The organism is Massilia sp. KIM (genome assembly GCF_002007115.1).
Lineage (GTDB): Bacteria > Pseudomonadota > Gammaproteobacteria > Burkholderiales > Burkholderiaceae_D > Telluria.
Genome location: NZ_MVAD01000002.1, coordinates 448413 through 467358, shown reverse-complemented (window position 1 = coordinate 467358; position 18946 = coordinate 448413). Strand labels below are relative to the sequence as shown.

At 67.4% G+C, this 18946-nt stretch carries 18 protein-coding genes; 10 read left to right on the top strand and 8 right to left on the bottom strand.

What is annotated here, in order from left to right; translation table 11 throughout:
- Positions 1 to 121: 121 nt before the first annotated feature.
- From B0920_RS16820 to mpl, 4 genes are read right to left on the bottom strand one after another with little or no spacing between them, the layout of a single operon-like run.
- On the bottom strand, positions 122 to 2170 hold the full coding sequence (locus B0920_RS16820; protein WP_078033809.1) for a ribonuclease catalytic domain-containing protein: 2049 nt from the start codon (positions 2168 to 2170) through the stop codon (positions 122 to 124).
- A gap of 1 nt (position 2171) precedes the next feature.
- The gene (locus B0920_RS16815; protein WP_229455683.1) at positions 2172 to 2753 is read right to left on the bottom strand and encodes a chorismate lyase; all 582 of its coding nucleotides are present in this window, start codon (positions 2751 to 2753) and stop codon (positions 2172 to 2174) included.
- Positions 2750 to 3337: a YqiA/YcfP family alpha/beta fold hydrolase gene (locus B0920_RS16810; protein WP_078033808.1), complete on the bottom strand. Its 588-nt coding sequence runs from the start codon at positions 3335 to 3337 to the stop codon at positions 2750 to 2752. Before B0920_RS16810 ends, B0920_RS16815 begins: the two co-directional genes overlap by 4 nt.
- Positions 3334 to 4752 carry a UDP-N-acetylmuramate:L-alanyl-gamma-D-glutamyl-meso-diaminopimelate ligase gene (mpl, locus tag B0920_RS16805; RefSeq protein WP_373887902.1) on the bottom strand — a complete coding sequence of 473 codons (1419 nt, stop codon included), beginning with the start codon at positions 4750 to 4752 and terminating at the stop codon, positions 3334 to 3336. The genes B0920_RS16810 and mpl overlap by 4 nt, the downstream gene beginning before the upstream one ends.
- A 29-nt stretch (positions 4753 to 4781) precedes the next feature.
- Here mpl and B0920_RS16800 point away from each other — a divergent pair, with 29 nt between their 5' ends.
- The 8 genes from B0920_RS16800 to B0920_RS16765 all read left to right on the top strand — a co-directional run bounded on the left by B0920_RS16800 (position 4782) and on the right by B0920_RS16765 (position 12082).
- The gene (locus B0920_RS16800) at positions 4782 to 5414 is read left to right on the top strand and encodes a hypothetical protein (RefSeq protein ID WP_078034450.1); all 633 of its coding nucleotides are present in this window, start codon (positions 4782 to 4784) and stop codon (positions 5412 to 5414) included.
- Positions 5411 to 5971, top strand: coding sequence for a TlpA disulfide reductase family protein (locus B0920_RS16795; RefSeq protein ID WP_078033806.1), 561 nt, complete (start codon positions 5411 to 5413; stop codon positions 5969 to 5971). The genes B0920_RS16800 and B0920_RS16795 overlap by 4 nt, the downstream gene beginning before the upstream one ends.
- Before the next feature lie 122 nt (positions 5972 to 6093).
- The gene (gene aroQ, locus B0920_RS16790; protein WP_078034449.1) at positions 6094 to 6525 is read left to right on the top strand and encodes a type II 3-dehydroquinate dehydratase; all 432 of its coding nucleotides are present in this window, start codon (positions 6094 to 6096) and stop codon (positions 6523 to 6525) included.
- A gap of 94 nt (positions 6526 to 6619) precedes the next feature.
- A complete protein-coding gene (gene accB / locus B0920_RS16785; RefSeq protein ID WP_078033805.1) occupies positions 6620 to 7093 on the top strand; it encodes an acetyl-CoA carboxylase biotin carboxyl carrier protein in 474 nt (157 codons plus the stop codon).
- A 101-nt stretch (positions 7094 to 7194) separates the two neighbouring features.
- The gene (gene accC, locus B0920_RS16780) at positions 7195 to 8595 is read left to right on the top strand and encodes an acetyl-CoA carboxylase biotin carboxylase subunit (protein ID WP_078033804.1); all 1401 of its coding nucleotides are present in this window, start codon (positions 7195 to 7197) and stop codon (positions 8593 to 8595) included.
- Positions 8592 to 9548: a 50S ribosomal protein L11 methyltransferase gene (gene prmA / locus B0920_RS16775; RefSeq protein WP_078033803.1), complete on the top strand. Its 957-nt coding sequence runs from the start codon at positions 8592 to 8594 to the stop codon at positions 9546 to 9548. Before accC ends, prmA begins: the two co-directional genes overlap by 4 nt.
- Before the next feature lie 4 nt (positions 9549 to 9552).
- Complete coding sequence (locus tag B0920_RS16770) at positions 9553 to 11130, top strand: DUF3426 domain-containing protein (RefSeq protein WP_078033802.1); 1578 nt, start codon at positions 9553 to 9555, stop codon at positions 11128 to 11130.
- Between the two features lie 10 nt (positions 11131 to 11140).
- Positions 11141 to 12082 (top strand): carbohydrate kinase family protein, encoded by a 942-nt coding sequence (locus B0920_RS16765; RefSeq protein WP_078033801.1) that lies wholly within the window; start codon positions 11141 to 11143, stop codon positions 12080 to 12082.
- Positions 12083 to 12300: 218 nt separating this feature from the next.
- Here B0920_RS16765 and B0920_RS16760 read toward each other — a convergent pair whose 3' ends face one another.
- The 3 genes from B0920_RS16760 to B0920_RS16750 form a co-directional block, all read right to left on the bottom strand.
- A complete protein-coding gene (locus B0920_RS16760; protein WP_078034448.1) occupies positions 12301 to 12825 on the bottom strand; it encodes a YggT family protein in 525 nt (174 codons plus the stop codon).
- A 115-nt stretch (positions 12826 to 12940) separates the two neighbouring features.
- Complete coding sequence (locus tag B0920_RS26460; protein ID WP_078033800.1) at positions 12941 to 14188, bottom strand: hypothetical protein; 1248 nt, start codon at positions 14186 to 14188, stop codon at positions 12941 to 12943.
- Positions 14189 to 14677: 489 nt separating this feature from the next.
- Entirely contained in the window at positions 14678 to 15574 is an 897-nt protein-coding gene (locus B0920_RS16750; protein ID WP_078033799.1) for a LysR family transcriptional regulator, read from the bottom strand.
- Between the two features lie 120 nt (positions 15575 to 15694).
- On the opposite strand from B0920_RS16750, the gene B0920_RS16745 reads away from it, so the two are divergent.
- Together B0920_RS16745 and B0920_RS16740 are read left to right on the top strand one after the other, a co-directional pair.
- On the top strand, positions 15695 to 16549 hold the full coding sequence (locus B0920_RS16745; protein ID WP_078033798.1) for a pirin family protein: 855 nt from the start codon (positions 15695 to 15697) through the stop codon (positions 16547 to 16549).
- 48 nt (positions 16550 to 16597) lie between these two features.
- Positions 16598 to 17014, top strand: a complete 417-nt coding sequence (locus B0920_RS16740) for a DoxX family protein (RefSeq protein WP_078033797.1) — start codon at positions 16598 to 16600, stop codon at positions 17012 to 17014.
- Positions 17015 to 17060: 46 nt separating this feature from the next.
- On the opposite strand, the gene B0920_RS16735 is transcribed toward B0920_RS16740, so the two are convergent.
- Entirely contained in the window at positions 17061 to 18710 is a 1650-nt protein-coding gene (locus B0920_RS16735; RefSeq protein ID WP_179119203.1) for a glycosyltransferase family 4 protein, read from the bottom strand.
- Positions 18711 to 18946: the final 236 nt, after the last annotated feature.

Here is an 18946-nt window from a genome sequence, read left to right as displayed (position 1 = left end):
CGTACGACGTTCATGAGCCGCGTACTGGACGATGTCTTCAACGCGACACGCGCCTCTTGCACGTCGTCCCCGCGAAGGCGGGGACCCAAGTTAAGCCCCCCTATTTCCGCGCAGCGGAAATCTATTGCGCCGACGCCGGCGACGGCTGCTGCTCCCCCCCCGTATCCACCGCCGTCACCGACCCTTCGGCCTCGGCCACTTCGGCCGCCTCCGCCGCGCCGGACTCGTTCTCTTCTTCCTCTTCCAGCGCCAGCTCGACGTCCGGCGCCGCGCTCGCCACTTCCAGCAGGCGCGCTTCGAGGCTCAGGTCGACCTCGTCCCAGCGCAGGATGTCCAGCTTGACCGCCGCCCCGCGCGCCACCTGGGGCATGCCGGCCAGGCGGGCCACCAGCGGTATCTCGACCAGGCGCACGATCTCGTCCTTCAGCACCACGGCGTCGACCTGGCGCGCATTCTGCTGGCCCAGCCAGCGCAGGCACCAGTAACGCTCCATGTTCTGCTGGAAGTCGTTGTAGGCCGAGTAGGCGGCGTCGAAGGCCGAGACGATCGAGAACAGGGTCGCGTCGCGGTGCTTGAAGGGCGCGACCAGGGGCGCGGTCACGCCATGCTCGGCGCAGGCCAGGATCTGCCACTGGTTCACCAGGTCGGTGTAGCGGCGCAGCGGCGAGGTGCTCCACGCGTACTGATCCACGCCCAGACCCTGGTGGGGCGCGGCGTGGGTCACCATGCGCACCTGCATCTTGGCGGCCCAGCCGCCGGCGCCCGGGGTCTGCGAGCGGTAGATGCCCGGCACGCCCGAGTCGTGCAGCAGCTTGCCCCAGGTGCTGTTGGCGAAGATCATCAGCTCGGCCACGATCTTGTCCAGCGGCGCGCCGCGCTTGCGGCGCACAATGGTGACCACGTCGTCTTCGACGTAGAAGTTGAAGTCGACCCGGTTGGCCTGTTCCGGCTTGAGGCCGAAGGCTTCGCGCTTCTTCATGCGGCCCGCTTCGAGCTGCAGCGCCCACTGCCACAGGAAGCCCAGCTCCTCCTTGTGCGGATAGTCGCCGGCGCCGCTGTTCAGGGTGTCCTCGTTGACCACGTCGTCGAGGTCGTTGTGGCGCAGGTTGCTCCTGATCGGCACGCGCTCGGCGCGGGTGACGGTCGACTTGACGCTCCAGTCCTGCGGATCGAGCACCGCGTACAGCGACAGCGCCGGGCAGTCCTTGCCTTCGGCCAGGGTGAAGGCGTTGACCACCTCGTCCGGCAGCATGGTGATCTTATCGCCCGGCATGTAGACGGTCGACATGCGGGCGCGCGCGATCTTGTCGATGGCGTCGTCCGGGCGGATGCCCAGGCCGGGCGCGGCGATGTGGATGCCCACGCGCACGGTCCCGTCCTCGAGCCGGACCACTGAGAAGGCGTCGTCGATCTCGGTGGTGGTCACGTCGTCGATCGAGAAGGCGGCGACCTCGGCCAGCGGCAGGTCGGCCGGCGCCTTCGGCAGCTCGACGGCCGGGAAACCGGCCCCGCGCGGGAAGTGCTCGAACAGGAAGCGCGCCATGTGCAGCTCCTTGGGCGAGGCCAGGCCGCCGTTGGCCAGCATCAGGCGCTGGGCCGTGGTCTGCATCTCGTCGGCCGCCGCTTCCAGGGCCTTGTATTCGATGGTGTTCTTGTCCGGCTTGAACAGCAGCTGGTGCACGATGGACTGCATCGCCTGCGGCAGCTTGCCGCCCTTGAGTTCCTCGACGTAGGCGGCCTGGATGATGCCCTGCTGCTTCTTCTTTTCGATGCCGGCCAGTGCCGCCTTCAGCGACTGCTCGGGCGCGGCCTTGTAGCGCCCGCGGCCCTTCTTGTAGAAGTAGATGGGCGCGCCGTGCAGGGCCAGCACCAGGCCGGCCGCTTCCGCCGGCAGCGGGGCGTGGCCGAAATATTCGGCGCCCAGCTCGGCGAAGCCGAATTCCTCCTGGCCCGCGACTTCCCACAGGAAGTCGAGGTCGACCTCGGCGGCGATGCCGCGGGCGGCTTCCATCAGGGCCTCCGGCTCGGGTTTGTCGAACTGCAGCAGCACGTCCTTGGACTTGACCTTGGTGCGCTTGCCGCTCGGGAGCTCGACCTGGTGGGCCTCGCCCGCCGTCGACAGCACGGCGCCGGCCTTGAAATCGCCCGACTCTTCAAAGAATAGATTCATGTTATTTCGTGTTCTTCAGTGTTGCGGACGGCGCCAGGTCCAGCACCTCGGGCAAGAATACCTCGGTGACCAGCAGCAGTCCTTGACGGCGGCGATAGACGCAGCGCCGCGCATAGTAAACAGTCTCTTTCGATTCCCCCGTCGCCGCGCGCACGCGCTCGACCAGCGGATGGCCCGCGCGCAGGCGCGCGAATTCCAGCTGCCCGCGCCGCACCAGCGGGTCGTAGAACAGGGTGGTGCCGAGCGAACGCTCGCCCAGCGCCGAAAACAGCGGCCAGTCGCTGGCGCTGCAGCGCATCGGCACCACCGTGTGGCCGAACACCACCGGGCGGCCGTCGCACTCGAGCAGCACCTCGCGCTCCCACACGCGCTCGGGGCGCGGCAGGCCGATCGCGCGCGCCTCGTCCGCCAGGCACAGGCCGACCTGCTGGTGCAGGCGGCGCACCCGGAAGCGCGCGCTGTGCGCGACCAGGCGCGCGGTCAGCGAGCCGGGCGTGGTCAGCCAGTCTTCCATCTTCCACGGCGCGCGCACGGCGCGGGCGTGCGGCCGCCAGGCCGCCAGGCGCAGCGAACCGGCCCTCACTGCGCCGCGCCCAGTTCGGGAATGCCGCAGAAGCCGAGCACCTCGTCCACATATTGCGGGAATTCCGAGATCGCATGGTCGCTGCCCTCGATCACGTGCTGGCGCGCGCCGGCATAGTGGGCGACCATGTCGCGGTAATCCAGCACTTCGTCGCCGGTCGCGGCCAGCAGGAAGTAGCGCTCCGGGCGCGTGATACGCGCCACGCGCAGCTCCGCCAGCTCGGCGATGTAGTCGCGCTTGAATTCGAAAGGCTCGTCGGAATGCCAGGCCGTGGTCACGCCCACGTGCTGTTCCAGGTTCTTGAGCGGATCGACCGAGGGGTTGATCACGACCGCCGGCACCCCGAGGCGCTCGGCCAGCCAGGTGGCGTAGAAGCCGCCCAGCGAGGAGCCGACGATGGCCAGGTCCCCGGGCGCATGGCGCTCGGCCAGCAGCAGGGCCAGGGCCATCGCCTCCCTGGGCGAGGCCGGCAGCTGCGGGCAGATGAGTTCCTGGGCGCGCCCCAGCTCTTCCAGGCGGCGTTGCACCACCCTCGCCTTGAAGGAACGGGGCGAGGAACGGAAACCGTGGAGATACAGGATCATGCCAGCGCGTCGAGGATTTTCTGGTGCACGCCGCCGAAGCCGCCATTGCTCATGACGAGGATGTGGTCGCCCGGCTGGGCCGACTGCACCACCGCCTGCACCAGGTAGTCGAGCTGGTCGAAGGAATGGGCGATGCCGCCCAGCGGCTTGAGGGCGTCGGCCAGCGACCAGCCCAGCGCCTGCTGGCTGCCGAAGCCGAACACCAGGTCGGCGTCCTTCAGGCTGCCCGGCAGCGCATCCTTCATCGCGCCCAGCTTCATGGTGTTCGAGCGCGGCTCCAGCACCGCCAGGATGCGCCCGCTGGTGCCGATCTTCTGGCGCAGGCCGCCCACGGTGGTGGCGATCGCGGTCGGATGGTGGGCGAAGTCGTCGTACACGGTCACGTTCTTGACCACGCCGCGCACTTCCATGCGCCGCTTGACGCTCTGGAAGCGCGACAGCGAGGCGATCGCCTGGGTGGTCGGCACGCCGACGTGGCGCGCGGCGGCGATCGCCGCCATCGCGTTCGAGCGGTTGTGCTTGCCGGTCAGGTCCCAGTGCACGGTGCCTTGCAGGTCCCCGTTGAAGAGGACGTCGAATGAGCTGCCGCCCGGATGCTCGACCAGGCTCCAGTTCACGCCTTCCGAGCCGCCGAAGCTTTCCTTCTCGCTCCAGCAGCCGCGCTTGAGCACGCGCGCCAGCGAGGCTTCGTCGCCGTTGACGATCAGGCGGCCCACGCCCGGCACGGTGCGCACCAGGTGGTGGAACTGGGTCTCGATCGCGCCGATGTCGGGGAAGATGTCGGCATGGTCGTATTCCAGGTTGTTCAGCACCGCGGTCTTGGCGTGGTAGTGCACGAACTTGCTGCGCTTGTCGAAAAAGGCGGTGTCGTATTCGTCGGCCTCGATGACGAAGAAATCGCTGGGTTTGTCGCCGTGCAGGCGGGCCGAGACGCCGAAGTTCATCGGCACGCCGCCGATCAGGAAGCCGGGCGCGTAGCCGGCGTCTTCCAGGATCCAGGCCAGCATCGAGGTGGTGGTGGTCTTGCCGTGCGTGCCGGCAACGGCCAGCACCCATTTGTCGCGCAGAATGTGTTCGCCGATCCATTGCGGGCCCGACACGTACGGCAGGCCGCGGTTCAGGATTTCCTCGATCAGCGGATTACCGCGCGTCATCACATTGCCGATCACATAGAGGTCCGGGTTGAGCGAGACCTGTTCCGGGCCGTAGCCCTGGATCAGCTCGATCCCCTGGGCTTCCAGCTGGGTACTCATCGGAGGATAGACGTTGGCGTCGCAGCCCGTCACGCGATGGCCGGCTTCCTTGGCCAGCACCGCCAGGCCGCCCATGAAAGTGCCGCAGATACCGAGAATATGAATGTGCATGGCAGTAATGTCCAAATGGCGAATACGCGATTCTACCCGAGCCGCTGTCATTTTCCGTTCGGAGTATGATTCCGACCATGATGATGCCGACCCAGAACAACGATCTCCTCCAGTTGCGCGCCGAGATCGCCGCCACGGCTGCGCGCATGATTGCCCGGGATGGGGCCGACTACGCGACGGCAAGGCGCAAGGCGGCGCGCCAGGTGCTCGGCGTCGACGAGCCCAAGCCCAACATGATGCCGGACGACATACAGCTCGAGGGCGAGGTGCGCAAGTACCTGGCGCTGTTCGGCGGCCCCGGCCACGGCCGGCGCTTGGCGGGCCTGCGCGGCACCGCCTTGCAGGTGATGGAAGCCTTGGCCGAGTTCCGCCCCTACCTCACGGGCGCGGTGCTCAACGGCACGGCGGGCGAGCACGACGCCATCCACCTCCAGCTGTTCGCCGACAGCGCCAAGGAGGTCGAAATATACTTATTGAACCGCAATGTTAATATTGAGATCTCGGAAACCCCGCATTTCAAGGGCGGGCGCCATGCGCCGGTCGAGACCGTGAGCTTCCGCTGGGGCGACGACGACGTCCACGCCGAACTCTACGAATTCCACGACCTGCGCGGGGCGCTCAAGCCCCGGTCCGACGGCCGCCTGCAGCGGGTCGACGCGGCCGGATTGCGCGCCCTCATGAGCACCGACGAGACTCTGGAACAGGACGAATGAACAAGAAACACGTGGCCGCCTATGCGGCCGTTGCCGCAGCCTTCGGCGTGATGGGCGCCCTGGTGGCGCTGAACAAGAAGGACCCTCCCCCGATCACCACCGCGATCGCCCCGACTGGCGGCAAGGTGCACACGGCGGTGAACAACCTGTTCGCCCAGTCGCTCAACGACCTCGAGGGCAAGCCCCAGTCGCTGGCCAAGTGGCAGGGCAAGCCCTTGCTGGTGAACTTCTGGGCCACCTGGTGCGCCCCCTGCGTGCAGGAGATGCCGGAGCTGTCGGCCCTGGCCGGCGAGGATGGCGGCAAGCGCTTCAACGTGATCGGGATCGGCATCGATTCGCCCTCGAACATGGCCGAATTCGCCGCGAAACTGAAGATCGCGTATCCGCTTTACGTGGCCGGCATGGGCGGCACGGAATTGTCGCGCGAGTTCGGCAATAGCGCCGGCGGCCTGCCGTATACGGTGCTGATCGGCGCGGATGGCCAGGTGCGCAAGACCTACCTGGGCAAGCTCAAGTTCGACGAATTGCGCGCCGACCTCGCCAAACTGGACGGCTAAACGAACGACCGTACGATTCTAACTGCTGCCAACATGCCTTCATCAAACGGCAATTTTACTGCTTGCCAATAGCCGAGCTTGGCGGCACAATGCCTGACTTTCGGGCATCTAGACTCCTCACCATGGCGAAAAAGCTACTGCTGCTCAACGGCCCCAACCTCAATTTATTGGGGACCCGGGAGCCGGCGGTGTACGGCGCGACCACGCTGGCCGACATCGAGAGCGCGGCGGTACGGCAAGCCCAGGCGGCAGGCGCCGAACTGGCCTGCTTCCAGAGTAACCATGAAGGAGCGCTGATCGACAGGATCCACGCCGCCCGCGAGGAAGGCGTGGACGCCATCGTCATCAATCCTGGCGGCCTGACCCATACCAGTGTAGCTCTGCGCGACGCGTTGGCTGCGGTGGCAATCCCCTTCGTGGAGGTGCATATCTCGAATATCCATCAACGCGAAGCCTTCCGGCACCATTCCTATCTGTCCGCGATCGCACGCGGCGTGATCTGCGGATTGGGGCCTGACGGATATCGGTTTGCCATCGACTTCGTACTTAAATAGCGTTAATCTACGTCAACTTCATGTAACAGCGGCGTCGCGGCTCCCACCACCGCCGGCCTGCTCTCTCAAAACGAATAATTCCAAGGGGTTTCACATGGATCTACGAAAACTCAAGACTTTGATCGACCTGGTCGCTGAATCGGACATCGCTGAACTGGAAGTGACCGAAGGCGAAAGCAAGGTTCGCATCGTCAAGTCGTCCGCCATTCCCCAGAACCAAATGGTGGTGATGCCGCCCCAGGGCGTGCAGCAATACTCGGCTCCGGCCGTCCAGGCCGCCGCACCGGCGCCGGCCCCGGCAGCCGCCGCACCGGCCCCCGCCGCCGAGCCGACCGGCCACGTGGTCAAGTCGCCGATGGTCGGCACCTTCTACCGTTCGTCCGCCCCGGGCGCCCCGGCCTTCGTCGAAGTCGGCCAGAGCATCAAGGAAGGCGACACCCTGTGCATCATCGAAGCGATGAAGCTCCTGAATGAAATCGACGCCGATGTCTCCGGCGTTGTCACCAAGATCCTCGTGGAAAACGGCCAGCCGGTCGAATTCGGCCAGCCTCTGTTCGTGATCGGCTAAGCCATCCGGCCTGGCGGCGACTCCTGCCGCCGCTCATCCATGTCGTGTCCGGCGCTGCATATCCTGTGAGCGCCGGTTTTCACTGAAACACCGAACCTACCATGTTTGAAAAAATCCTCATCGCCAATCGTGGTGAAATCGCGCTGCGTATCCAGCGCGCCTGCCGCGAGCTGGGCATCAAGACGGTTGTCGTTCACTCGGAAGCGGACAAGGACGCCAAGTATGTCAAGCTGGCCGACGAATCGGTCTGCATCGGTCCGGCCCAGTCGGCGCTCAGCTACCTGAACATGCCGGCGATCATCAGCGCGGCCGAAGTCACCGACGCCGAAGCGATCCACCCGGGCTACGGCTTCCTGTCGGAGAACGCCGACTTCGCCGAGCGCGTGGAAAAGTCCGGCTTCGTGTTCATCGGCCCGCGTTCGGACTCGATCCGCCTGATGGGCGACAAGGTCTCGGCCAAGCAGGCCATGATCAAGGCCGGCGTTCCCTGTGTCCCGGGTTCGGACGGCGCCCTGCCGGACGATCCGAAGGAAATCATCCAGACCGCGCGCCGCATCGGCTACCCGGTCATCATCAAGGCGGCCGGCGGCGGCGGCGGGCGCGGCATGCGCGTGGTCCACACCGAGGCCGCCCTGCTGAACGCCGTGCAGACCACCAAGACCGAAGCCGGCACCGCCTTCGGCAACCCGGAAGTCTATATGGAGAAGTTCCTGGAGAATCCGCGCCACGTGGAGATCCAGGTGCTGGCCGACGAGCACAAGAATGCCGTCTGGCTGGGTGAACGTGACTGCTCGATGCAGCGCCGCCACCAGAAGGTGATCGAGGAAGCGCCGGCGCCGGGCATCCCGCGCAAGCTGATCGAGAAGATCGGCGACCGCTGCGCCGAAGCCTGCCGCAAGATCGGCTACCGCGGCGCGGGCACCTTCGAATTCCTGTACGAGAACGGCGAGTTCTACTTCATCGAGATGAACACCCGCGTCCAGGTCGAGCACCCGGTCACCGAGATGATCACCGGCGTCGACATCGTCCAGGAGCAGATCCGCATCGCCTGCGGCGAGAAGCTGCGCTTCCGCCAGCGCGACATCATGCTGTCGGGCCACGCGATCGAGTGCCGCATCAACGCGGAAGACCCGTTCAAGTTCACCCCCTCGCCAGGCCGCATCACCGCCTGGCACCCGCCGGGCGGCCCCGGCATCCGTGTCGATTCGCACTCGTATGCGGGATACTATGTGCCACCTCATTACGACTCGATGATTGGCAAGGTAATCTCCTATGGTGCCACCCGCGAGCAGGCGATCCGCCGCATGCAGATCGCGCTCTCCGAAATGGTGGTCGAAGGTATCATGACCAACATCCCGCTGCACCGTGAGCTGATGGTCGACGCCCGCTTCATCGAGGGCGGCACCAACATCCACTACCTGGAGCACAAGCTGGCCGCCAAGCCGGACCTGCCGAAGGAAAACGCGCTCGGCGCCAAATCGGAAACCAAGGCAGAAGCATGAGCTGGACTGAAGTCGTCATCGAGATCGCCCGCGAGCACGCGGAAGCGCTGTCCGACGCCCTGATGGAGGCGGGCGCGCTGTCGGTCTCGGTGGAAGACGCGGACGAAGGCACGGAGGCCGAAAAGCCCCTGTTCGGCGAGCCGGGCATGGAGCCCACCGAGGCAGCCTGGGACCACAGCCGCGTGGTCGCCCTCACCGATACCGACGCCGACCAGCTGGCGATCGTCCAGGAAGCCGCCAACGCCATCAAGCTGCCGGTCGTACCCTCCTTCACCACCCGCGCGGTGGCGGACGCCGACTGGGTGCGCCTGACCCAGTCGCAGTTCGAGCCCATCCACATCGGCAAGAACATCTGGGTGGTGCCGAGCTGGCACGAGGCGCCGGACCCGGACGGGCTCATTCTCGAGCTCGACCCCGGCCTGGCCTTTGGCACCGGCAGCCACCCGACCACCCGCCTGTGCATGGAGTGGCTGGAAGCCCATCCGGCGCCGGGCAAGTCGGTGCTGGACTACGGCTGCGGCTCCGGCATCCTGGCCATGGTGGCCAAGAAGCTGGGCGCCCAAGACGTCGCCGGGGTCGACATCGACCCGCAGGCGATCGAATCGGCGCGCGCCAACGCCGAGCGCAACGGCGTCGCCATCGACTACTACCTGCCGGACGCCTTCGCGGCCTCCGGCAATGCGCGCCATGCCAGCGGCAAGTTCGACATCGTGGTGGCCAACATCCTGTCGAGCCCGCTCAAGCTGATGGCGCCGATGCTGTCCGGCCGCGTGGCGCCGGGCGGTTCGCTGATCCTCTCGGGCGTGCTGGCGCGCCAGGCCGAGGAAGTGGCCGCCGCCTACGCACCTTTCATCAAGCTGGGCGTCTGGGCCGAGCAGGACGGCTGGGTCGCCCTTCACGGGACGCTCGGCCAGGACACCGCGCCGCCGCCGCGTTCCGCCACCGGCGGATAAGCGCATGGCGCTGGCCACCCAATGCCCCCACTGCGGCACGATGTTCCGTGTCGCCGCAGACCAGCTGAAGCTGCGCGGGGGCATCGTGCGCTGCGGGGCCTGCCAGCAGGTCTTCGACGGCAACAAGGGGCTGGTCGATCTTTCGGCCGCCCCGCCCTCCCCTGCCGACGGCGCATCCGCCGCGCCCGCCTCCCAGCCTGAACCTGCCGCCACTGCGGACACCACCCTCGTCATCGACGCCGTGGACGTTCCCGCGTCCGCGCCGACCTTTGCCGCGCCCGACGCCGGCGACGACGCCGCCATCGTTCCCGAGCAGGAAGAGGACGGGGTTCCGATCTACACCCTCGAATTCGACCGCACCTTCTCGCCCTACGGCATCCTGCCCAAGGTGGCGGAGGATGGCGCCGGCACGCCTGAGGAGGCGGCCGAGCCGGACGCGGAACCGGAACCGGTAGCGGAACTGGAACCGGCGCCGGTAGCGGACCCGGAACCGGTAGCGGAACCGGAGCCGGAGCTGGAGCTGGAGCCGGAGCCGGAACCGGAAGTGGAGCCGAAACCGGAGCCGGAACCGGAAGCGGAGTCGGAATCAGAACCAGAGCCGCTGACCGCGCCTGAACCGAGGTCCGAAGCCGCCCCGGGACCAGAACCGGAACCGAAACCTTTGGAGGAACCGCTGCCCGAGCCCCCGGCGCCTGAGACGCCTGCCGCCGCGGAGCCCTCCACCACCGCCCAGTCGGCCGTGCTCGACCTGCCGGTCGACGAGGAACTGGTCGCCGCGCCGCTGCCGGGCGGCGAGCATGACGAACACGAGGAACACGACCGACCAGCGCCCGCAGCGGCGACCAGGCCGCCGGCCGGCCGTGGTCCGGCGGCCCCGGTGGGCGACGTTCCCTCGATGCTGCGGCGCGAATCGTCCGGCGGCCAGGCCACGATCCAGCCGCCGCCCCAGCTCAAGCAGCCGCCCGTCAGTCCGCGCGCCCGCGCCGCCGAGTCGCGCGCGCGCCGCTCCAAGCTCACGCCGACCCGGATCGAGCCGCCCAAGCTGCGCGTGCCGGAGAGCGACGAGCCGGAGTTCGTGCGCCGCGGCCGCCAGCGCGAGCAGTCGGGCAAGGCGCTGCGCATCGGCCTGGCCGTGGGCAGCGTCCTTCTGCTGCTGGCGCTCGCCTTCCAGGTCGCGATCAGCTTCCGCGACACCCTGGCCGCGCGCTATCCGGGCCTGAAACCCGCGCTGGTGTCGGCCTGTGGCCTGGTGGGCTGCAGCGTCGAGCTGCCGGCAAACATCGACCAACTGGTGATCGAAACGGGTGAGCTGACCACCCTGGGCGGCAACGCCTACACCCTCAGCACCCTGCTGCGCAATGAGGCGACGCTGGTGCAGGCCTGGCCGAGCATCGAGCTGACCCTGACCGACGCCGACGACAAGCCGCTGGTGCGGCGCGTGTTCGGCCCGCGCGACTACCTGCGCGACGGCGCGCGGCAGGCGGCCGGCTTCAAGGCGCGCGCCGAGCAGCCGGTCAAGCTCCATTTCCGACTGGAGGGCCTGGAGCCCTCCGGCTACCACATCGCCGTTTTTTATCCCTGAAAGCTTTTCCATGACCAAAACCGCCCTGATCTGCGGCTCGATCGCGTTCGACAAGATCATGCAGTACCAAGGCCGCTTCGCCGAGACCCTGCTGGCCGACCAGCTGCACCGTGTCAACGTCTCCTTCCTGGTGCCGACCCTGCGCACCGAATACGGCGGCTGCGCAGTCAACATCGCCTACAACCTCAAGCTGCTGGGCGGCGAGCCGCGCATCATGGGCACCATCGGCCAGGACGGCGGCGACTACCTCGAGCGCCTGGGCAAGCAGGGCATGGAGACCGCCGGCATCCGCACCATCGCCGACGCCTACACTGCCCAGTGCTTCGTCACGGCCGACCAGGACAACAACCAGATCAACGCCTTCCACCCGGGCGCGATGCAGTTCTCGCACGAGAACAAGGTCGCCGAGCAGGGGCAGCTGCGGGTGGCGATCATCTCGCCGGACGGCCGCGACGGCATGATCCAGCACGCCAGGGACTGCGCCGAGCTGGGCCTGCCCTTCATGTTCGACCCGGGCCAGCAGCTGCCGATGTTCTCGGGCGAGGAACTGATCCGCTTCATCGACCAGGCCACCTACCTGGCTTGCAACGACTACGAATTCGAGATGGTGATGGACCGCACGGGCTTGAGCCTGGCCGACATCGCCGGACGCCTGGAGGCGCTGATCGTGACCCGCGGCGGCGAGGGCTCGGACATCTACGCAGGCGGCGAGCACCACCGCATCCCGGCCGTGCCGGCCACCGAGGTGCTGGACCCGACCGGCTGCGGCGACGCCTACCGCGCGGGTCTGCTGTACGGCATCGTGAACGGCCTGGACTGGCCGACCAGCGGACGCATCGCCAGCCTGCTGGGGGCGATCAAGATCGCGCGCCAGGGGGCGCAGAACCATGCGTTCACGAAGGAAGAGTTCGACGCGAAGTTTGAAGCGGCGTTTGGCTTCAAGTTCCGCTGAGTTGGAGGGCGCGCGCTGCGTTTGCGGTGGGCGCTAACGCTGAGCAGATAAAACTTGGGTTACCGCGGGGCCGCCGAGGCCTTCGCGGGAACGACGCTCTTGGGCTGCAGGCCGATGATTCACCGGTAGCACGCGCCCTCAGCACGTCGTTCCCGCGCAGGCGGGAACCCAAGTTTATTTAAGGCACCCGGGAAGCCGCAGCGCAGCTCCCCCACCCATCACATGAATATCTGCCGCAGCACGAACTGGATGATCTGGATGAGCACCAGCGCCACCAGCACCGACAGATCGATCCCCCCGATCGGCGGCACCACCCGGCGGATCGGCCGCAGGATCGGCGTGTTCAGCGCATGCACGAAGGGCGCCAGTGGCGCGTTCGGATTCACCCAGCTGAAGATCGCATCGATGATCAGGAGCGCCATGAAGCCGTACAGGATCCAGTTCAGGAACCGGTACAAGGCCCCCAGCAGCACCATCTCCCCGCTCGCCCCGGCCAGCAGCGTCACCGAACTGGCCAGCAGCACCACCAGGAAGGCGCCGATCAGGCTCGCCCAATCGTAGCCGCCCATTCCCGGCACCAAGCGCCGCAGGGGCAGCACCAGCCAGTCGGTCAGGGTGAAGGTGAACTGGCCGATCTGCACCGGCGGACGCACGCGGATCGCCTGCATCCAGAAGCGCAGCAGCAGCAGTCCGCCAAGCAGACTGGCGGCGGTATCGACGAGAAACTGAAGAATAGGCAGCACGAACACTCCTCAAAAAAAAACCGCTGTGCGAACAGATCACACAGCGGCATTTTGCCTTAACCAGGCAAGACTGGCTATGACGCGCGCTTGAGACGCGCGTCAGCCGGCGCCTCGGTTACGGACGGCTGCTGGTCGGGAACGGCCATGCGGCCGGAGCCAGCACGGTCTTGGCGGCCGGAGCGGCAGGCGCCGGCTTGTTCTCGGCCTTGCCGTCAGCCTTGTTGTCGGCCTTGGCTTCCGGCTTGGCTTCCGCTTTCGCTTCCTGCTTGGCTTCGGCCTTGGTTTCCGGCTTGGCTTCAGCCTTCACTTCCGGCTTGGCTGCAGGCTTGGCTGCAGGCTTGGCTGCCGACTTGGTCGCTGCGGTCTTGGCCGGAGCAGCGGCCTTGGTGGCGGCGGTCTTGGCCGGAGCGGCTTTCTTGGCCGGAGCAGCTGCCTTGGTGGCGGCGGCCTTGGCCGGAGCAGCGGCTTTTTTCGCTGCCGGCTTGGCGGCGGCTTTGGTGGCGGTCGCTTTTTTAGCTGCCGGTTTGGCGGCGGCCTTGGTGGCGGTCGCTTTCTTGGCTGCCGGCTTGGCGGCGGCTTTGGTGGCGGTCGCTTTTTTGGCGGCCGGTTTGGCGGCGGCTTTGGTGGCGGTCGCTTTCTTGGCGGCCGGTTTGGCGGCGGCTTTGGTGGCGGTCGCTTTTTTAGCTGCCGGTTTTGCGGCGGCTTTGGAAGCGGTCGCTTTCTTGGCGGCCGGCTTAGCAGCGGCTTTCTTGGCAGCCGGCTTAGCAGCGGCTTTCTTGGCAGCCGGTTTAGCTACCGCCTTGGAAGCGGTTTTCTTGGCAGCCGGTTTAGCGGCGGCTTTCTTGGCGGCTGGTTTTGCGGCGGCTTTCTTGGCTGCTGGTTTGGCGGCTGCCTTGGTAGCGGTCGCTTTCTTCGCTACCGGCTTGGCTGCTGCCTTGCTGGCGGTTTTCTTGGCTGCCGGTTTTGCTGCCGACTTGGTAGCGGTTTTTGCTGCCGACTTGGCTGCCGGTTTAGCGGCTGCTTTCTTTGCTGCAGGTTTTGCTGCGGCTTTGGTTGCGGTCGCTTTTTTCGCCGCCGGCTTTGCTGCCGGTTTTGCAGCTGCTTTCTTCACTGCCGGTTTAGCAGCCGGTTTTGCTGCCGACTTGGTGGCGGTGGTCTTGGTTGCTGCGGCCTTCTTGGCTGCCGGCTTGGCTGCCGATTTAGCTGCGGGTTTGGCTGCCGGCTTGGTGGCGGCCTTGGCAGCCGGCTTGGCGGCTGCCTTCTTCGCGACTGGTTTCTCGGCGGCGGTTTTCGCACTTGCCTTCGTCGACGACGAAGGCGCTTTTGCTGCTGCCTTTGCTGCTGGTTTCTTAGCGGTTGCCATTTTCTTTCTCCTTCATCTGCGATGAGATATAACGCTCAAGGTTGAAACCCGCCTGGTCATTTGCATGTCCCGGCGAATTATTCATCGGCCCAAACCAAACACGTTAAGGCCAATGAATCCGGCACCGGCTGAACTGCTGCAACTCCTCACCATTGCAGCACTTCAGCCAACGTCGTAGGCCACCGATTCGATCGCGTTTCACATCGCTACCCTTGCGGGCGCGAAAAGAAAAAGCCGCCTTGCCTGAGCAGTGGGTCAGGCAGTGCGGCTTGTTCTTTTCGCTTCGCTTCCGTGCATACTGTTTGAATCAGCGTCCTATTATTCGATCGATTATTTGTCCGGATGCCCGCGACAATAACACATGTTCTCGTTTTGACAAATTCAATCACGTAAAGTACACGAAAACTTTGTGAGTTCGCAACCGAGTGAGCGCAAAAAAGGACATCGCAGGCCCACTTCGTGAGACCACGCGACGCAAAAAAATCTCCGTCACACCGATTCGCTTTTCAAACGATCGACGAACCAGCGTCCCGCGGGTCCCGGCGGCTGGTCCTTCAGGAAGATCGCGTGCATCGAGAAGCCGCCGCCATGCAGCGGATGCGCTTCGAGCTGGATGCGCACCAGCGCGCCGCGCGCCAGATCGTCCTCCACCATGTGCAGCGGCATGTGGCCCCAACCGAGGCCCGCGCGCAGGAAGGCGTGCTTGGCGCCCAGGTCGGCGAGGCGCCACACCTGCGGCGAGTAGACGCCATAATCGCGTCCCGACGTCAGGGTCGAGCGGTCGGTGAGCACGAGCTGCACTTCCTTCGCGGCCGCGGCGCGCTTGACCATGCCCTTCACCCTGGCCAGCGGATGGCCGGGAGCGACCACGGTCACCGCCGGCACGCCGAGCAGGTACTCGGACGCGCAGTTCTTCGGCACCTCGGGCAGCGAACCGATCACCGCGATGCGGCACTGGCCGTCGAGCAGCGGCTGCACCACCGCACCCAGCGCCTCGACATACAGGCGCAGCGGCGTCGACGGAAAGCGGCGGTGGAAGTCCTGCACCGCTTCGGTCAGGGTCGCGATCGGGAACATCACGTCGACCGCCACCGCGAGCTCGGGCTCGAGACCCTCGGCCAGGGTGCGTGCGCGCGCCTTGAACGCGTCCATGCAACTGGCCGCGGCGCGCGCTTCTTCGAGCAGCGCGCGGCCGGCCTCGGTGAGCTGCGGGTAGCGGCCGCTGCGATCGAACAGCGCGAAACCCACCTGCATCTCGAGGTTGGCGAGCGTATGGCTGACCACCGATTGCGCGCGCCGCAGCTTGCGGCCCGCGGCCGAGAAACTGCCTTCGTCGGCTGCGGCAATAAAGGTGCGCAGCTGGTCCATGGACATCCCGTCGAGCATCTATCGTCTCCATCGATACTTATCATCGAATTATATGGGCTTCACCGATCGGCTTCCTCTACCTAAGATGGCACCCATGCACCAGACACGCCGCTGCCGCGGCATCACAGGAGACCCGACATGAGCACCGTCCTCGACACCACCACCGTCCCCACGACCGTCCCCACTACGCGCGCCATCGCCTTACGCACCGCCGGCCACACGCGCGGCGGCATCACCCGCCTGGTGAGTCCCGGCGACCTGGGCGAGATGATCAAGCCCTTCGTCTTCCTCGACCGCTTCCAGCTGCGCGCCGGCGGCGCCCCGATGGGCATGCATCCGCACTCCGGCATCGCCACCGTGACCGTGGTGATGGACGGCGCGGTGAGCTACCGCGAGACCACCGGCAGCGCCGGCGTGCTCGGCGCCGGCGGCGTGGAATGGATGAACGCGGGCGGCGGGGTCTGGCATGGCGGCGGCGTGGCCGGCGACGGGACCGCGCTCGGCTTCCAGCTCTGGCTCGCCCTGCCGCCGGAAGACGAGAACGGCCCGGCCCACAGCCACTACCTGGCCCCGCACCAGGTGCCGGTCAGCGGCCCCGTGCGCGTCGTGATCGGCGCCTACGGCGGCGTCGCCAGCCCGATCGTGACCCGCGCCCCGATCACCTACCTGCACGTCAAGCTGAAGGATGGCGAGCGCTGGACCTTCACCCCGCCCGCCGGGCACGAGGTGGCCTGGATCGCGGTCGGGCGCGGCGCCCTGCAGGCGGGCGAGGCGCGCATCGCCGGCGACGTCACGGTGTTCGCCGACGGCGACGCCCCGATCACGGTCGAGGCCAAGGCCGACACCGAATTCGTGCTCGGCTCGGCAGCCCGTCACCCGCACGAGCTGGTGACCGGCTACTACTCGGTGCACACCAGCCTGGAGGCCCTGGAGCGCGGCGAACGCGAGATCGACCGCATCGGCGCCCACCTGCGCACCACCGGACAGCTGTAATCGCGGCCGCGACCCGACCGCCACCTACCCAGGAAGAAAGGAAGCAGCATGAACACCAGCACCAAGGACTCCCTGATCCCGGCCATCGGCCGCATCCTGATGGCCACCATCTTCGTGGTGAGCGGGGTCGGCAAGCTGATGGCGCCGGCGGCGACCATCGGCTACATCGCCTCCTCGGGCCTGCCCTTCGCCACCCTCGGGCTGGCGGTGGCGGTGGCGATCGAGGTGGGCGGCGGCGCGATGCTGGCGCTCGGGCTCAAGACGCGCCTGGTGGCCGGCGTGCTGGCGGCCTTCTCGGTGGTCACGGCCTTCGCCTTCCACCACGCGATCGCCGACCAGAACCAGCTCATCCATCTGCTGAAGAACATCACCATGGCCGGCGGCCTGCTGCAGGTGGTGGCCTTCGGGGCCGGGGCCTGGAGCCTGGACAACGCCCGACGCGGCGACCTGGCGCGCGCCGCCTGAACCACGGCGTCAGCGCATCCCGCGGCCGGCGCGCGCCGGCCGTTTCTCATCCTTCGGTAATCCTCAGCATGTCCATCTTGCACAGCCAGGCCAGACCGCGCAGCAGCGTCGGCCGGTCCCAGGGCCCGAGGGTATCGATCAGCTCCTCGACCTGCATCGGGCGCGGCCCGATCGCCCCGAAGATCAGCCCGAACTCCTCCAGGGTCGGCAGCGAGGCCTGCGCGTAGCGGTTGACCGCCAGCTCGCGGTAACTGCGCACCAGGGCCAGCGAGGCGTCGGGCTTGAGCTCGACCAGTGCGCCCGTGCCCAGCAGCCGGGTCGGATAGCTGGCGAACAGCCGGAACGGATCCGGCCGGTCCGGCGCCTGCCCCGGCAGCGGGGGCCCGAGGGCCGGATCGGCGCGGCGGCGCTCGGCCAGCTCGGCGAACAGCTCGCGGTAGCGCCCCAGCACCGCGCTCCAGTCGAATTCGCGGCGCGCCCGGGCGCGCCCGCTCTCCCCCATGCGCCGGCGCAGCTCGGGATCGCGGATCAGGGCCCCATAGGCCTGGCACAGGCTGGCGCCGTCCAGCGCCACCGCCTGGCTCACGTGGCCGCAGTACATGTCGAGGCTGTCCACCCCGTCGTCGTAGCGCGTGGCGAGGTCCTGCCCGGCGCCGGGGCCCGGCATGATGCTCGGGATGCGGTATCCGTCGACGCCGTCGCGCACCGTGTCGCGGTAGCCGTTCCAGTCCGAGACCACGCAAGGCAGCCCTGCCGCCATCGCCTCGGCCGGGGTCAGGCCGAAGGTTTCCTGCACGTTGTCCGAGAGCGAAGTGAAGATGTCGGCGGCGGCCCAGGCGTCGCGCTTGCGCTCGGGCTCCCGTCCGTCCAGCTCGACCAGGCGCACCGAAGGGCAGAGCAGCGCCGCCGCCTCGCGGAAGGCGGCGGCCATCCCCTCGCCCGCGAACCAGCCGCACAGCACCAGGTGCACCTGCCTGCCGCCCTTGTCGGCGCGCTCGAGCGCGGCGAACATCTGCTGCGGGTGCGACTTGGCGTGCAGCGACATGCGTCCCAGGCACAGCACCGCTACGTCCCCCTCCCCGATGCCCAGGCGCGCGCGCGCCTCGTGGCGCCGGTCCTGGTCCGGCTCCAGCTCGTCGCAGTGCACGCCGAGCGGGATCAGCGGCAGCTGGGGCAGCTCGAAGCGGGTCGCGCCCAGGCGCGCGCGCAGGTAGGCCGCCTGCTCCTCGACCAGCACGCGCACGCTGTCGCGCACCACGCGCGAGGTGCACACGATGGCGTCCCAGCCGCGCACCGGCGCCACCAGCAGCCCGGCGACGGTGCCCATCATCTCGTGGCCGGCGGTGCTGTGCACGATGCCGCACAGGCTGTACTGGCGGTCGCCCGCGCGCAGCCGGCGCCAGGCCAGGGGCGCGATCTCCGGCCCAGGGTGATACAGGCTGCCGAACCAGGCCAGCTCCTCGGGCGCGGAGGGCGCGAGCGCGCGCAGGCCGCCGCGGTAGCCTTCGGCGCGCAAAACGGCCTCGAAGGCTTCGGCGTGGCTGCGCTCGGCCGCGAAGCAGCCCAGCTCCGACAGCGCCGGGTCGCGCGCCATGGCGCGCAGCAGGCCGACCCCGGCCGACTGGCGGCCCATCAGCTTTTGCCCGGCCACGGAAAAGGCTTCGGGCAGGTAGTGCACGGCAAAACGGTCGGTCATGCGGTCTCCTGGTCGGCTGCGGAACAGCTTGTCCCGATGATAACGGCGGCGTGAAGCGGGCGGCGCGAGCATCGGCGCGGCCCGCTTGCCGCATCGGCATGTACAGGGACCTCGTGTAGCCAGTGGACAACGAATTGCCGTCCTGGCAGCGCAAAACATCATGAACAAGTGCCTCGCTCTTGCCTGCACGAAATCCTAACCACTACACTCTTGGTTACGGCCCCATCCCTGCCGCC

Bases quoted from the DNA above. Each gene is read 5' to 3' on its own strand.
- B0920_RS16820 (WP_078033809.1), bottom strand. From the start codon at position 2,170: ATGAATCTATTCTTTGAAGAGTCGGGCGATTTCAAGGCCGGCGCCGTG.
- B0920_RS16810 (WP_078033808.1), bottom strand. From the start codon at position 3,337: ATGATCCTGTATCTCCACGGTTTCCGTTCCTCGCCCCGTTCCTTCAAG.
- mpl (WP_373887902.1), bottom strand. From the start codon at position 4,752: ATGACAGCGGCTCGGGTAGAATCGCGTATTCGCCATTTGGACATTACT.
- B0920_RS16800 (WP_078034450.1), top strand. From the start codon at position 4,782: ATGATGCCGACCCAGAACAACGATCTCCTCCAGTTGCGCGCCGAGATC.
- B0920_RS16795 (WP_078033806.1), top strand. From the start codon at position 5,411: ATGAACAAGAAACACGTGGCCGCCTATGCGGCCGTTGCCGCAGCCTTC.
- aroQ (WP_078034449.1), top strand. From the start codon at position 6,094: ATGGCGAAAAAGCTACTGCTGCTCAACGGCCCCAACCTCAATTTATTG.
- accB (WP_078033805.1), top strand. From the start codon at position 6,620: ATGGATCTACGAAAACTCAAGACTTTGATCGACCTGGTCGCTGAATCG.
- accC (WP_078033804.1), top strand. From the start codon at position 7,195: ATGTTTGAAAAAATCCTCATCGCCAATCGTGGTGAAATCGCGCTGCGT.
- prmA (WP_078033803.1), top strand. From the start codon at position 8,592: ATGAGCTGGACTGAAGTCGTCATCGAGATCGCCCGCGAGCACGCGGAA.
- B0920_RS16770 (WP_078033802.1), top strand. From the start codon at position 9,553: ATGGCGCTGGCCACCCAATGCCCCCACTGCGGCACGATGTTCCGTGTC.
- B0920_RS16765 (WP_078033801.1), top strand. From the start codon at position 11,141: ATGACCAAAACCGCCCTGATCTGCGGCTCGATCGCGTTCGACAAGATC.
- B0920_RS26460 (WP_078033800.1), bottom strand. From the start codon at position 14,188: ATGGCAACCGCTAAGAAACCAGCAGCAAAGGCAGCAGCAAAAGCGCCT.
- B0920_RS16750 (WP_078033799.1), bottom strand. From the start codon at position 15,574: ATGCTCGACGGGATGTCCATGGACCAGCTGCGCACCTTTATTGCCGCA.
- B0920_RS16745 (WP_078033798.1), top strand. From the start codon at position 15,695: ATGAGCACCGTCCTCGACACCACCACCGTCCCCACGACCGTCCCCACT.
- B0920_RS16740 (WP_078033797.1), top strand. From the start codon at position 16,598: ATGAACACCAGCACCAAGGACTCCCTGATCCCGGCCATCGGCCGCATC.
- B0920_RS16735 (WP_179119203.1), bottom strand. From the start codon at position 18,710: ATGACCGACCGTTTTGCCGTGCACTACCTGCCCGAAGCCTTTTCCGTG.